The 12,022-nt window shown below is 73.9% G+C and carries 13 protein-coding genes; 6 read left to right on the forward strand and 7 right to left on the reverse strand.

Annotated features, from left to right (window positions below; all coding sequences use genetic code 11):
• Window positions 1–23: 23 nt before the first annotated feature.
• Entirely contained in the window at window positions 24–1,142 is a 1,119-nt protein-coding gene (locus tag ACZ67Q_RS01865; RefSeq protein ID WP_471175147.1) for a baeRF2 domain-containing protein, read from the reverse strand.
• A 90-nt stretch (window positions 1,143–1,232) separates the two neighbouring features.
• Between ACZ67Q_RS01865 and ACZ67Q_RS01870 the strand changes: the two genes are divergently transcribed.
• Window positions 1,233–1,481 carry a DUF6158 family protein gene (locus tag ACZ67Q_RS01870; RefSeq protein ID WP_361627198.1) on the forward strand — a complete coding sequence of 83 codons (249 nt, stop codon included), beginning with the start codon at window positions 1,233–1,235 and terminating at the stop codon, window positions 1,479–1,481.
• A gap of 150 nt (window positions 1,482–1,631) precedes the next feature.
• Here ACZ67Q_RS01870 and ACZ67Q_RS01875 read toward each other — a convergent pair whose 3' ends face one another.
• From ACZ67Q_RS01875 to ACZ67Q_RS01885, 3 genes are read right to left on the reverse strand one after another with little or no spacing between them, the layout of a single operon-like run.
• Window positions 1,632–2,177, reverse strand: a complete 546-nt coding sequence (locus tag ACZ67Q_RS01875) for a type 1 glutamine amidotransferase domain-containing protein (RefSeq protein WP_471175149.1) — start codon at window positions 2,175–2,177, stop codon at window positions 1,632–1,634.
• A gap of 2 nt (window positions 2,178–2,179) precedes the next feature.
• Window positions 2,180–2,575, reverse strand: coding sequence for a DUF2795 domain-containing protein (locus ACZ67Q_RS01880; RefSeq protein WP_471175151.1), 396 nt, complete (start codon window positions 2,573–2,575; stop codon window positions 2,180–2,182).
• A gap of 19 nt (window positions 2,576–2,594) precedes the next feature.
• Complete coding sequence (locus ACZ67Q_RS01885; protein WP_471175153.1) at window positions 2,595–4,388, reverse strand: thiamine pyrophosphate-requiring protein; 1,794 nt, start codon at window positions 4,386–4,388, stop codon at window positions 2,595–2,597.
• A 243-nt stretch (window positions 4,389–4,631) separates the two neighbouring features.
• On the opposite strand from ACZ67Q_RS01885, the gene ACZ67Q_RS01890 reads away from it, so the two are divergent.
• From ACZ67Q_RS01890 to ACZ67Q_RS01905, 4 genes are all read left to right on the forward strand, one after another.
• A complete protein-coding gene (locus tag ACZ67Q_RS01890) occupies window positions 4,632–5,414 on the forward strand; it encodes a SigB/SigF/SigG family RNA polymerase sigma factor (RefSeq protein ID WP_471175155.1) in 783 nt (260 codons plus the stop codon).
• 229 nt (window positions 5,415–5,643) lie between these two features.
• Window positions 5,644–6,438 (forward strand): hypothetical protein, encoded by a 795-nt coding sequence (locus ACZ67Q_RS01895; RefSeq protein ID WP_471175157.1) that lies wholly within the window; start codon window positions 5,644–5,646, stop codon window positions 6,436–6,438.
• Window positions 6,439–6,578: 140 nt separating this feature from the next.
• The gene (locus tag ACZ67Q_RS01900) at window positions 6,579–7,826 is read left to right on the forward strand and encodes an aminotransferase class I/II-fold pyridoxal phosphate-dependent enzyme (RefSeq protein ID WP_471175159.1); all 1,248 of its coding nucleotides are present in this window, start codon (window positions 6,579–6,581) and stop codon (window positions 7,824–7,826) included.
• Window positions 7,823–9,034 carry an MBL fold metallo-hydrolase gene (locus ACZ67Q_RS01905; protein WP_471175161.1) on the forward strand — a complete coding sequence of 404 codons (1,212 nt, stop codon included), beginning with the start codon at window positions 7,823–7,825 and terminating at the stop codon, window positions 9,032–9,034. Before ACZ67Q_RS01900 ends, ACZ67Q_RS01905 begins: the two co-directional genes overlap by 4 nt.
• Window positions 9,035–9,158: 124 nt before the next feature.
• Here ACZ67Q_RS01905 and ACZ67Q_RS01910 read toward each other — a convergent pair whose 3' ends face one another.
• A complete protein-coding gene (locus ACZ67Q_RS01910) occupies window positions 9,159–9,785 on the reverse strand; it encodes a DedA family protein (RefSeq protein WP_471175163.1) in 627 nt (208 codons plus the stop codon).
• Window positions 9,782–10,555: an MBL fold metallo-hydrolase gene (locus tag ACZ67Q_RS01915; RefSeq protein ID WP_471175165.1), complete on the reverse strand. Its 774-nt coding sequence runs from the start codon at window positions 10,553–10,555 to the stop codon at window positions 9,782–9,784. The genes ACZ67Q_RS01910 and ACZ67Q_RS01915 overlap by 4 nt, the downstream gene beginning before the upstream one ends.
• An 84-nt stretch (window positions 10,556–10,639) precedes the next feature.
• On the opposite strand from ACZ67Q_RS01915, the gene ACZ67Q_RS01920 reads away from it, so the two are divergent.
• Window positions 10,640–11,071, forward strand: a complete 432-nt coding sequence (locus ACZ67Q_RS01920; RefSeq protein WP_471175167.1) for a hypothetical protein — start codon at window positions 10,640–10,642, stop codon at window positions 11,069–11,071.
• A gap of 228 nt (window positions 11,072–11,299) precedes the next feature.
• On the opposite strand, the gene ACZ67Q_RS01925 is transcribed toward ACZ67Q_RS01920, so the two are convergent.
• The gene (locus ACZ67Q_RS01925; protein ID WP_471175169.1) at window positions 11,300–11,758 is read right to left on the reverse strand and encodes a group II truncated hemoglobin; all 459 of its coding nucleotides are present in this window, start codon (window positions 11,756–11,758) and stop codon (window positions 11,300–11,302) included.
• Window positions 11,759–12,022 lie beyond the last annotated feature (264 nt).

The following is a 12,022-nucleotide window of genomic DNA, read 5'->3' on the forward strand; positions in this document are numbered from 1 at the left end:
ACCCGCCCCACCCGGGCGTTGCGTCAGCTCCAGCGCAGCAGGGCTCCGAGGCCGCCCGCCGGGGTGTCGTCGCTCTGTTCCGGCAGGGCCGGGGTGACCGATATGGCCGGGGCGCCCGTCGTCACGACCGAGCGCAGCAGGGCGTCGTCGGCCCGAGCCGACCACGAGTGCTGCTCGCCGAGCGTCTTCAGCTCCGTGCGGCGCACCGCCACCTGGTCCGGGTCCTCGCCGATCCACACCTCGCGGTGCGTGTCCGGGCCGTCCGGCCGGATCAGCAGCTCGTCGATGCGGTGCTCACGGGCCGCCTCCACCAGCGCCGGCACACCCTCCACGGCGGCCGCGCGGCCCTCGCCGCCGGGCGTGCGGGCGGCCAGGAAGCGGTCCAGGTCCTCCTGCGCCCGCCGCCGCACATGCGCGGCGCGCGCCCGATCCACCTCCTCGTCGAGCAGCCGGCTGCCGCTGCCGTGGTCGGCCTCGACCACACTCCCGTGCAGCCGCTGCGGCAGCCGCTCGTGCACGGCCCGCCGCTCGCGCGCGTCACCCACCAGGATCAGCAGATCGGCGCGGGACTCCTCCTGGCACACCGCGAGCGCGTCGGCGATCTCCGCCGCGTTGTGCTCCCAGGTGTTCTCCACCCGCAGCTGGAAGTGGCGCTCCGACCAGTCGACCGAACTGGTGCGGTGCACCGGCCACTGCCGCCCGCTGACCGAGCCGGTCCCCTGGCTGCCCAGACCGGAGCGCAGCTCGAAGTCCGCGCCCTTGCGGTCGATGTACGCCACCACGCACACCGGATCCTCTCCGGCGAGCTCGAGCAGCGGCGACACCCGCGGCAGCGGGGCCCACTGCGCGGAGCTGCCCCGCACCGGCGCCCGGGCCAGCGGCGGATCCAGCACCACCTCGCCGTCCCGCGCGAACAACGCGCGCCCGTGGGGATCACTCGCATGGCGCAACTCGTCCACGGCCTCGCGCACCGCACGGCAGGTCGCCTCGTCCGCCCCTTGCCCGGCCAGCTCCCGCGCCACCGCCTGCGCCGTCAGTTCCCGCTCGTGCGCCGTGTCCTCCGCATGGCGTGAGAGGTCGACGTACACGGAGGCCCAGGAGCCGGACTGTTCATAGAGTGGATGCAGAAAGGCGAGATCCATGGCTCGCTCCCGTGACGCGCTCGGGGGTAGTGCTCACCGGGCGGGTACCCGGACCGCAGACACGAACACGACCGACCGGACGGGACCACCATGAGCGGAGTCGACCCAGAGCGACTGGACGACCAGCAGCTGATGAGGGAGCTGGAGACCATCCACCGCACGCGTCACGACACCCTGCTGTACGGCTCGAACGACGCGCTGCGCGCCCACAACGAACGCATGGCGCAGCTCGAGGGCGAGTACCTGCGCCGCAATCCGAGCCGTCCCGTCGCGGCCGGCCGCACCCGGGAAGGCGCCCGGGAACGCGGAAGCGGGGAGTCGGCGACTCCCCGCTCCTGACCTGCTGACGCCCGTCCTGACCTGGTGACGCCGGCCGATCGCCGGCGACCCGGGCCGGACGCCGGCGTCCTGACCTGGTGACGCCGGCGATCGGGAGGCCGGCCCGGATGTCGGGCCGCCGCTCGGGCGGCCCGCCGGGTCTTCCCGCGCTCAGGCGGCCTGCTCCTGCGCGAACACGTCCAGATAGGTCGCGCAGAAGGCCTTCAGATCGTCCGGCTTGCGGCTGGTGACCAGCTTGTTCGGCCCGTGGTCGCAGACCTTGACCTGTTCGTCGACCCAGGTGCCGCCCGCGTTGCGGATGTCCGTCTCCAGGCTCGGCCACGAGGTCAGCACCCGGCCCCGTACGACGTCGGCCTCGACCAGCGTCCACGGGGCGTGGCAGATCGCCGCGACCGGGCGGCCCTGCGTGAAGAAGTCCTTGACGAACGCCACCGCCTTGTCGTCCATCCGCAGGAAGTCCGGGTTGGCGACGCCGCCGGGCAGCACCAGGCCGCCGAAGGAGTCGGCGGAGGCGTCCCCCACGACCTCGTCGACGGGGAAGGTGTCGGCCTTGTCCAGGTGGTTGAACGCCTGGATCTCACCCGGCTTCGTCGACACCAGCACCGGCTCGTGCCCGGCGTCCTTCGCGGCCTGCCACGGGTCGGTCAGCTCGATCTGTTCGACGCCCTCGGGGGCCGCCAGGAAAGCGATACGCATGATCATCCCTTCGTACGTGTGGACGGGGTGCCGGTGACCGCCTCGGCCAGCTGCTGGACGTTGCCGTAGTGCGCCTTGCGGGGCAGCCCCTCCAGCGCGGCCACGAGCGCGTCCGGCGCGTTCTTGCGGCGCAGCACACCGATCAGTTCATGAGGGCTCGCCGGGAAGGAGCCGCGGCCCAGGATCCGCGCCAGCTCCAGGCGGACGGTCTCCAGGGAGGAACCGAGGCCACCGGGCGCCACCGGGCCGCCCCAGACCTCGGGGTCGTCGTCGGCGGCCGGTTCCGGGTCGTGCCACTCCTCCGTCCGGGTCGGGTGGCCGGACCGGAGCAGCCCCTGGAGTTGGTGCTTCATCTCGTCGTCCCGGTGGACGCTCATCCGGTCGCTGCCTCGCTGCATGTCCCGCTCCTTTCGGCGGTTACTTCTTGTCCCGGCCCGGCAGGAACTCCTGCACCTTCGCCTTGAAGCCCTGCTTGACCATGGCGTTCCGGTCGGCGTCGCCCTTGAGGATCGACGCGATCGTGGCCTCCATCTGCTCCCAGGTGGCGTGTGGCGGGACCGGCGGCACCGCCGGGTCGGTGAGGAACTCGATCACCGCCGGACCGTCGGCCTCCAGACCGGCGCGCCAGCCCGCCTCCACGTCCTCCGGCTTCTCCACCCGCACCCCGGTCAGGCCCAGCGAGCGGGCGAACGCCGCGTACTGCACGTCCGGGATCGCCTGCGACTCCACGAAGGACGGCGCGCCCTCCATGGCCCGCATCTCCCACGTCACCTGGTTGAGGTCCTGGTTGTTCCACACGGCGACGACCAGCCGCCGGTCCTGCCAGCGGTCGGCGTACTTCGCCGCGGTGATCATCTCCGCGAGCCCGTTCATCTGCATCGCGCCGTCACCGACCAGCGCCACCACCGGCCGGTCCGGATGGGCGAACTTCGCGCCGATCGCGTAGGGCACCCCGGGGCCCATCGTCGCCAGCGTGCCGGACAGCGAGCCGCGCATGGTGCCGCGCATCGTGATGTGCCGGGCGTACCAGTTCGCGGTCGACCCCGAGTCGGAGGTGATGATCGCGTTGTCCGGCAGCAGCGGGTCCAGCGCGGCGGCGACGTACTCCGGGTTGATCGGGTCGGCGGACAGGTGCGCGCGCCGCTCCATCACCTGCTGCCAGTGCTGCACGTTGTCGCAGACCGTGTCGAACCACTCCCGCCCGCGCCCCGAGTCGATCATCGGGATCAGCCGGTCCAGCGTCGCCTTCGCGTCACCGACCAGGTTCACCTCGTACGGGTAGCGCATGCCCACCATGTGCGGATCGATGTCGATCTGCACCGCCCGGGCCTTGCCGAACTCCGGCAGGAACTGCGAGTACGGGAACGACGAGCCGATCGTCAGCAGCGTGTCGCAGTCCCGCATCAGCTCATAGCTCGCACGGGTGCCCAGCAGACCGATCGAGCCGGTCACATACGGCAGCTCGTCGCTGAGGACGTCCTTGCCGAGCAGCGCCTTCGCCACGCCCGCGCCCAGCAGCTCGGCGATGTGCTGCACCTCCTCCCGTGCGTGGGCCGCGCCCTGCCCGACGAGGATGGCCACCTTGTCGCCGGCGTTCAGCACCTCCGCGGCCCGGCGCAGCGACTCCTCCGACGGGATCGCCGTCCACGAGCTGCGGTCCAGGCTGGAGGGCACCATCTTGAACGCGTGACCCGGCGGCGAGTAGTCCAGCTCCTGCACGTCACCCGGGATGATCACGGCCGTCGGGGCGCGCCGCGCGTACGCGGTGCGGATCGCCCGGTCCAGCACGTTCGGAAGCTGCTCGGGGACCGTCACCGTCTCCACGAAGTCCGAGGCGACGTCCTTGTAGAGCGTGTGCAGGTCGACTTCCTGCTGGTAGGAGCCGCCCATCGCGGTGCGATGCGTCTGCCCGACGATCGCGACGACCGGCACATGGTCCAGCTTCGCGTCGTACAGCCCGTTCAGCAGATGGATCGCGCCGGGGCCCGACGTGGCCGCGCACACCCCCAGCCGGCCGCTGAACTTGGCGTATCCGACCGCCTCGAACGCGGACATCTCCTCGTGCCGGGACTGGATGAAGCGCGGCTTGTCCTCGGCGCGTCCCCAGGCGGCGAGCAGTCCGTTGATGCCGTCACCCGGATAGCCGAAGACGCACTCCACGCCCCAGTCGCGCAGCCGCTCGAGGACGTAGTCGGACACCTTGCTGCTCATGCAGTACCTCCAGGTCGCACAGGCTTCGGTGAGCGTCGGCACGGGACGAGTCACCCGCAGGCATCCCGGAAAACCTGAGCCCGGGTTTGCCCGCCGGGGTCGAGGGCAGGCGCAGGATCAGTGCTTCGGACCGGAGGCACGTCCGTGGGAACGGCTGCACGTGGCCCCGGCGTACCCCGTCCGGGCCTGCCGCATTCCCTCGGTGACCGTCCACCCAGAGCACCCAGGGGAGAGCGACGCACCATGCGAACCCGAACCGGCACGCACCCGCACGACGACGCCCCCGACACCGCCGACGCCTTCCGCAGGCTCGGCGCGCTCCCGCCGGGGCCCGAGCGTGACGCCCTGCGCGCCGAGATCACCGAGGCGTGGCTGCCGATGGCCGAACGCCTCGCCGGACGCTTCCGCAACCGCGGCGAGTCCTACGACGACCTGCGCCAGGTCGCCGCCCTCGGCCTGGTCAAGGCCGTAGACCGCTACGACCCCGAACTCGGCAACGCCTTCGAGAGCTACGCCGTGCCGACCATCACCGGCGAGATCAAGCGGCACTTCCGCGACCACATGTGGACCCTGCACGTGCCGCGCCGCGTCCAGGACCTGCGCAACCGGGTCCGCGCCGCCGTCAAGGACCTGTCCCAGACCGTCTCGGGCGAGCGGCCCACCGTCGCGCAGATCGCCGAACGCGCACAGCTCAGCGAGGAGGACGTCAAGGCCGGTCTGGAGGCGCTGGAGAGCTTCACCGCGCTGTCCCTGGACGCGGAGATGACGGGCGCCGAGGGCGGCTACGCGCTGACCGACACGCTCGGCTCGCCCGACGCGGCCCTCGACACGGTCGTGGACCGCGAGGCGGTACGGCCGCGGCTGGCGGCGCTGCCGGAGCGGGAGCGGGCGATCCTGTACATGCGGTTCTTCGGCGACATGACGCAGAGCCGTATCGCGGAGGAGCTGGGGATCTCGCAGATGCATGTGTCCCGGCTGATCAGCCGGTGCGTGGCGCGGCTGCGGGACGATGTCATGGCGGAGTAGCGCCGTGGGGGCCGGGCTCGCGATGCCCGGTGCGATCGTGAGGGGTTGCTCGCGCAGTTCCCCGCGTCCCTGGGTGGGCTGCCCTCGCGTCGCCCGAATCACCCGGTCGGCTGTCCTTCGTCCCCCTGACGGGGTCCGGCCGCGCGCGTCCTGCATCGGGGCGGGCTGTGATGGCTGTACGGCACGACACCCCCGTGCCCGAAGTCGTACGGCCGAAGGAGTTCTCCCCATGCGCCGCACCGCCCGTGCCCTGTCCGTCGCCGCGCTGGTCGTGCTGGCCGGTGCCGCACCGGCCGGGGCCGCGGATGACCCGGCCGACCCCGTCGACCCGCTGGACACGGCCGTGGAGGCCGGCCCGGGCGACCCGGCCGCGCCGGCCGCGCAGATCAGTCCCGCCTCGGTGGAGCCGGGCGGCACCGTCACCGTGTCCGTGACCTGCGACCCGACGGGCGGACCCGCGCCCGAGAGCATCGACGCCAGCTCCGAGGCCGCCTTCGCGGACGGCACCGTGAAGCTGCAGAAGGTCCCCGGCGGCGACGACGAACTGTCCGGGCCCGCCTACAAGGGCACCGCGAAGATCGTCCCCGCCGCGGACCTCGAGGGCCTGGCCGGAGGCGGTTCCGGCGCCGGCTGGACCGTGGACGGCACCTGTCCGGCACCGCCGGGCGGCAAGGGCCGGCCCTGGAGCACCACGTTCGACGTCGCCCACGCCTCCCACGGCGCCACCGCCGCCCCTGCCTGCCCCGACGCGCACCTCACGCCCTGCAAGGACAAGGAGGACACGGGGGACACGGGAGGCAAGGGGGAGATGCCGCTGCCGCCCGGGCAGGAAGCGGCCTCGCCGGAACCCGCCTGGCAGCAGCCCACGGCCCGGCCCCCGGCGATCGAGCACGGGGTGCACGCGGGCGAGGGCGGCGCCTTCACCACCTCGGCACCCGCACTGGTGACCGGGGGACTGCTCATCCTCGGCGCGGCCGGCGCCGCCGCGCACCGGCTGCGGCAGCGTGAACGGAACCGCACCTGAGACGAGCGGCGGGTGTGACCGGCGCGACCCGCGCCCCGAGCCATGGGGGGCGCACGACGTGGGTACTTGGAGGCGGAACGGCGAGGCGGTGACGCGGCACCGACCCGCCCCAGGGCACGAGCGACTGCGCGGAGGCACGCATGCGGCGGACCGACCCCGAAGGGCACGGCCCCGTCCGCTACGGCCCCCCACTGCCCGGCACCGGACTGCCGGTGCTCCCCGAACTCACCGCCCGCGTCTGCGCCGCCGCCGACCGGGCCGACGCCGAACCCGTGGGCGGCTCACCCGCCGTCATCGAGGCGGCGTGCGGCTACTGGGAGCGGCGCGGCCTCGCCGGCGATCCCTGTCATGTCGTCGCCGCGCCCGGCGCGCCCGCGCTGCTGCTGGCGCTCACCGCGGCCCTCGGCGGCGACGTCCTGGTACCCCGGCCCTGCGCGGCCTGGTGGGGGCCGTACGCGCGCGTGCTGGGCAGACCCGTCTTCCACGTGCCGACCCCCGCCGAGTCCGGCGGCGTGCCCGATCCCTACGCCCTGCTGGAGACCGTGCGAAGGGTGCGTGCCGAGGGCGGCGAGCCGCGGCTGCTGGTGCTGTCGCTCGCCGACGACCCGACCGGCACCGTCGCCCCGCCGGAACTGCTCCACGAGACGGTGGAGGCCGCCGCCGCGGAGGGACTGCACCTGGTCAGCGACGAGACCTGGCGCGACACCCTGCACGCCCGGCACGACACCGTCCTGCTCAGCCCCGCCGAGATGCTGCCCGGCCGGGTCACCGTCGTCACCGACCTGGCCGGCGCGCTGCTGCCGGCCGGCTGGCCGGCGGCGATCGCCCGGTTCCCGGCGGACGGCCGCGGCGGTGAACTGCACGCGCGTGTGCTGGACATCCTCACCGCGCTCGGCGCCCGTGTCGCAGCGCCCGTCGCCGCCGCGGCCGCCTACGCGCTGACCGAACCCGAGCCGGTCGCCGCCCGGGTCGCGGCCACCGTGGCGCTGCACGCGCGCGTGGCCGCCGCCGTGCATCACGCCGTCGTCGTCGCCGGCGCCCTGGCCCGCCCGCCGCAGGCCGGCCGCCACCTGTACGTCGACCTCGGCCCGTTGCGCACGGCGCTCGCCGGGCACGGGGTGAGCGACGCGCAGGACGTGGAGGAGTACCTCACCGCCCGGCTCGGCATGCCCGCGCCGGGCGGCCACCGCTTCGGAGACGACCTCGCCGCGCTGCGCGTGCGGCTGACCACCGGTCCGCTGCTGGGTGGCACGGACGCCGAGCGCGCGGAATGCCTCACGTCCCCCGCGCCGTTGGAACTGCCACACGTGCACCGCGCGTTGAGCACGGTGCGGTCCGTCTTCGACGACCTCCGCGACGACGCCCAGCGATGGGAGCCTCCTCGATGACGCAGCAGTCCGAGTCGCCCGCCACCGGCACGGTCACGAGCACGACGCCGTCCCCGAGCCCCGTCACGAGTACGACGCCGCCCCCGTCAGCCGTCACCGGCACGACGCCGTCCCCGACCCCGGTCACGAGTACGACGCCGCCCCCGTCAGCCGTCACCGGCACGACGCCGTCCCCGGCCCCCGGCGCCCCGGCGTCCCAGGCATCCCTGTCCCGTTTCGCGCCGCCGTTCCCGCCCCTCGCCGAGCCCCGCCCGCTGGGGGAGCGGCGGGTGTGGCCGCGGACCTTCCACGACCGGCTCACCGCCCCGCTGCCCGGCCTCAAGGCCATGGCCCGCTTCGCCCGCGAGGGAGCCGTGCGCCCCGGCAAGGAGGGCCTGGCCGACATCCCCCGCCTGCCCTACGCTCCCGCCCCGCTGCCCCGCGTCGACGCCCGCACCCTCGCCATCACCTGGGCGGGGCACGCCAGTTGGGTGGTCCGGGTCGGCGGACTGACGGTGCTCACCGACCCGGTATGGTCGCGCCGCATCCTCGGCACCCCGGCTCGCATCACGCCCGTCGGCGTGGAGTGGGAGGATCTGCCGCACGTCGACGCCGTCGTCATCAGCCACAACCACTACGACCACCTCGACGCGCCCACGCTGCGCCGACTGCCGCGCGACACCCCGGTGTTCGCCCCCGCCGGCCTCGGAGGCTGGTTCCAGCGGCGCCGGTTCACCCGCGTCACCGAACTGGACTGGTGGGAGGGCGCCGAACTGTCCGGCGTCCGCTTCGACTTCGTCCCCGCCCATCACTGGTCCAAGCGCACCCTCACCGACACCTGCCGCAGCCTGTGGGGCGGCTGGGTGCTCACAGCGCCCGACGGCCGGCGGCTGTACTTCGCCGGTGACACCGGATACGGCCACTGGTTCAGCCGTATCGGCCGCCGCTACCCCGGTATCGACCTCGCCCTGCTCCCGATCGGTGCCTACGACCCGCGCTGGTGGCTCAGCGACGTCCACTGCGACCCGGAGGAGGCCGTCCAGGCCGCCCTCGACGTCGGCGCGCGCAGAATGGCCCCGATGCACTGGGGGACGTTCATCCTCTCCGCGGAACCCGTCCTGGAACCGCTGACCCGGGTGCGGGAGGCGTGGCAGAGGGCCGGGCTGGACCGCGACGACCTGTGGGACCTGGCGGTGGGTGCCTCCCGGGTGCTGGAAGCCGGGGACTGAGGCTGCCGCGGGGTGCGGAAAGCGCAGACTGCGGGTGCGTGAAGAGGGGACGAGGCGGTCGCGGGTGCGTGAGGCGGGGGAGCCGAGTCTGTCGCGCGGGCGGGAAGCTGGGGGACGAGGCTGTCTAGCGGGCCGGGGTGCCGCGGAGCCGGCGCCACAGGGCGGGGGCCGCGCCGACCAGGATCGTCAGGGCGATCGCCGCCACCACACCCTCCCACGGCTCCGGGAACAGCGAGCCGCCGAGGATGCCGATCACCTGATACGTCAACGCCCACGCCAGGCAGGCAGGGAGGTTGCCGCGGGCGAAACGGCGCAGCGGCCACTTCGCCAGCAGGCACGCCAGCATCACCGGGACACGGCCCGCCGGCACCAGCCGGGACAGCACCAGCACCGCCACCCCGTGCTCCGCCAGCTTGTCCTGGGCCTGTGTCAGCCGCTCCTGCGGCGCCCGCGCGCGGATCGCCTCCAGCCAGCGCGAGCCGCTGTGCGAGCGCATCCCGCGCCGGCCCAGCCAGTACAGCGCCGCGTCTCCGCAGAACGCGGCCAGCGAGGCCGTGACGAACACCAGCGCCAGCGAGAAGGGCGCCGTCTGGTGGAAGGCCACCACCGCCGCCGAACTCACCAGCGCGCCCGTCGGCACCACCGGCACCAGCGCGCCGATCAGCACCAGCAGGAACAGCGACGGATAGCCGAGCGCCTGCTGCGTGGACTCGGTCGGCACCGCCGTCACCGCGGCGGCCAGCCAGTTCACGGGGCGACCGCCGGGCGCACGCTCTCGCCGTGGCCCAGCCGGTGCACGGTCACGTCCGGGGCCCAGCGCGCCGCGAGCCGCACGAACTCCTCGCCGGGCGCGTGGAACTCGTGCGGGCGCACCGCGTCCATCCCGATCGGCCAGTACGTGCCGTAGTGCACGGGTATCGCGCAGCGCGGCGCGAGCCGGGCCAGCGCCTGCGCCGCCCGCCCCGCGTCCAGATGCCCCTCCCCGAGGTACGGCCCCCAGCCGCCCACCGGCAGCAGCGCCACCTCGATCGGGCCGACCTCCTTCGCCATCGACTCGAACAGCCCGGTGTCCCCGGCGAAGTAGGTGCGCGCCTCGCCCTCGACGACGTACCCGAGGGCGGGGGAGCGGTGCGGGCCGAACGGCAGCCGGCGGCCGTCGTGCTCGGCCGGCACCGCGCGGATCACCAGATCGCCGGCCCGGGTCTCGTCGCCGGGTGCCATCTCGCGCAGATCCAGATGCGTCAGACGCCGTAGCCCCGGTACGGCGCCCGGCGCACCGCGGGGCACCAGCAGGCGCGTGCCCGGCGCGAGCCGCCCCAGGGAGGGCACGTGGAGATGGTCGGCGTGCAGGTGGGAGACCAGTGCGACGTCCGCGCGCCAGGCGTCCGGCGGCGGCAGCGCCCCGCGGCGGCGCCGCAGATGCGCCAGCCGGCGGGTGAACAGGGGATCGGTGAGCACACGGGTGTCCGAGTCCTCCACCGTGCAGGTGGCGTGACCCCACCAGGTGATCTCCACCGGCACCTCAATGCCTCCTTCGCGCGACTCCCCCGAAGCCTACGGGCAGGAGTAGGGTCGGCGGCGAAACCCGGAGGTGAGGGGGACGCCATGGGAGAGGTGCGGGGTGCCTTCGGCCGGCCGGCCCAGGTCCGCGTCACGTCGATCGCAGGTCTGACGCCGCTGGAGGAGCTGGACAGCGACCCCTTTCTGGTGGACTCCCGCAGCCAGTTCGCGATGTGTGCCCGCTGGGCCGCGGAGCGCGGCTACGTCGTCGCGCGGGAACTGCTCGTGCGGGGGCTGCGGGCCGACCACTGCGTGCTGTGGGACGGGGTGCGGGCGGGGCGGGACGTGTTCGTCGCGCCGAGCCGGCGGGTGCTGGAGTCCGCGCTGTCCTCCGTGGAGGAGTTCACCGCGGAGTGCGCGCGGCGGGGGGTGCGGGTGGAGACGGTCGGCTGCGCCGAGCCGGCGTATGACGCGCAGATGAAGGCGCGGGTGCATCGGCGGCTGTCGATGCCGACGGCGGGGTACGACGGCCGCTGACGGCTCCACCGGGTGCGGGGTGGCTGGGGGTACCGCCCCTGAGACTGCGCCCCGGACCCCGGGAAGTCCGCCCACCCACCACCCGACTCGACGGGACAAGGGACAGCGCCCCGAGGCTCCGCCCCCGGCTCACCGCCCCGGCCCGGCGACATCGGCCGTCCCTGCCCCCCACCGGGGATGTCCCGAGGGTCATGGAGCCGGAGCCCGGGCCGCAGTGCGGTGGCGGGGTCAGGCGAGGCCGTCCCAGCCCCAGCGCGGGGTGGGGCCGGGGGCGCCCAGGTCCGTGTCCGGAGCCGAGGCCGAGACGTCCTTGGCGATCCGCGTGCCCCAGTCGAAGTACTCCATCACCCTGCGGCGCAGCAGGGCGTCGTCCGGCAGTTCCTTCTCCACGGCCGCCGTCATCAGCTCCATCCAGCGCAGCCTCTGTTCCTCCGTGATGCCGAGCCCGAGGTGGGCACCGAGCAGGGCCTGGTGCCCGCCGTGCTCCGCCGTGAAAAGAGCAGGTCCCGAGAAGACCTCCGCCAGCCACACGGCCACGTGCTCGACATGGGTGGCGGTGAAGTCGGCGAAGACGGGTGCGAGGAGGGGATCGGCGAGGACGCCCTCGTAGAACGTCTCGGAGAGTCTGCGCAGCGCATCGGCGCCACCCACGGCCTCGTACAGGGTGTTCGTGTGCTCGGCGCTCATGAAAGGCCTCCGGGATCCGGGACGTGTGCTGTCCCCACCTTCACACAACGCGCCCCGGATTCAAGGATGTTCGCTCTCGGCAGGGCCGGCAGCCGCGGGCGTCCGCTGCGCCGGGAGCGCCGACCTGGGCAGACGAGGCACGAAGGCGGTGATCCGGAAGAGCCCCCACCGTCCGGAAGAGCCCCCACCACACCCCCACCCCGGACAAACCGGTATGACAGGGTGTACAGGCGGAGGCCCCGTCGGGCGTGGGGCCGGGACGGG

Source organism: Streptomyces sp. NPDC036813, from assembly GCF_055609245.1.

Excerpts from the sequence above, each read along its gene's own strand:
- ACZ67Q_RS01895 (WP_471175157.1), top strand. The coding sequence starts at position 5,644 with ATGCGCCGCACCGCCCGTGCCCTGTCCGTCGCCGCGCTGGTCGTGCTG.
- ACZ67Q_RS01875 (WP_471175149.1), bottom strand. The coding sequence starts at position 2,177 with ATGCGTATCGCTTTCCTGGCGGCCCCCGAGGGCGTCGAACAGATCGAG.
- ACZ67Q_RS01890 (WP_471175155.1), top strand. The coding sequence starts at position 4,632 with ATGCGAACCCGAACCGGCACGCACCCGCACGACGACGCCCCCGACACC.
- ACZ67Q_RS01925 (WP_471175169.1), bottom strand. The coding sequence starts at position 11,758 with ATGAGCGCCGAGCACACGAACACCCTGTACGAGGCCGTGGGTGGCGCC.
- ACZ67Q_RS01870 (WP_361627198.1), top strand. The coding sequence starts at position 1,233 with ATGAGCGGAGTCGACCCAGAGCGACTGGACGACCAGCAGCTGATGAGG.
- ACZ67Q_RS01880 (WP_471175151.1), bottom strand. The coding sequence starts at position 2,575 with ATGCAGCGAGGCAGCGACCGGATGAGCGTCCACCGGGACGACGAGATG.
- ACZ67Q_RS01920 (WP_471175167.1), top strand. The coding sequence starts at position 10,640 with ATGGGAGAGGTGCGGGGTGCCTTCGGCCGGCCGGCCCAGGTCCGCGTC.
- ACZ67Q_RS01885 (WP_471175153.1), bottom strand. The coding sequence starts at position 4,388 with ATGAGCAGCAAGGTGTCCGACTACGTCCTCGAGCGGCTGCGCGACTGG.
- ACZ67Q_RS01905 (WP_471175161.1), top strand. The coding sequence starts at position 7,823 with ATGACGCAGCAGTCCGAGTCGCCCGCCACCGGCACGGTCACGAGCACG.
- ACZ67Q_RS01865 (WP_471175147.1), bottom strand. The coding sequence starts at position 1,142 with ATGGATCTCGCCTTTCTGCATCCACTCTATGAACAGTCCGGCTCCTGG.
- ACZ67Q_RS01900 (WP_471175159.1), top strand. The coding sequence starts at position 6,579 with ATGCGGCGGACCGACCCCGAAGGGCACGGCCCCGTCCGCTACGGCCCC.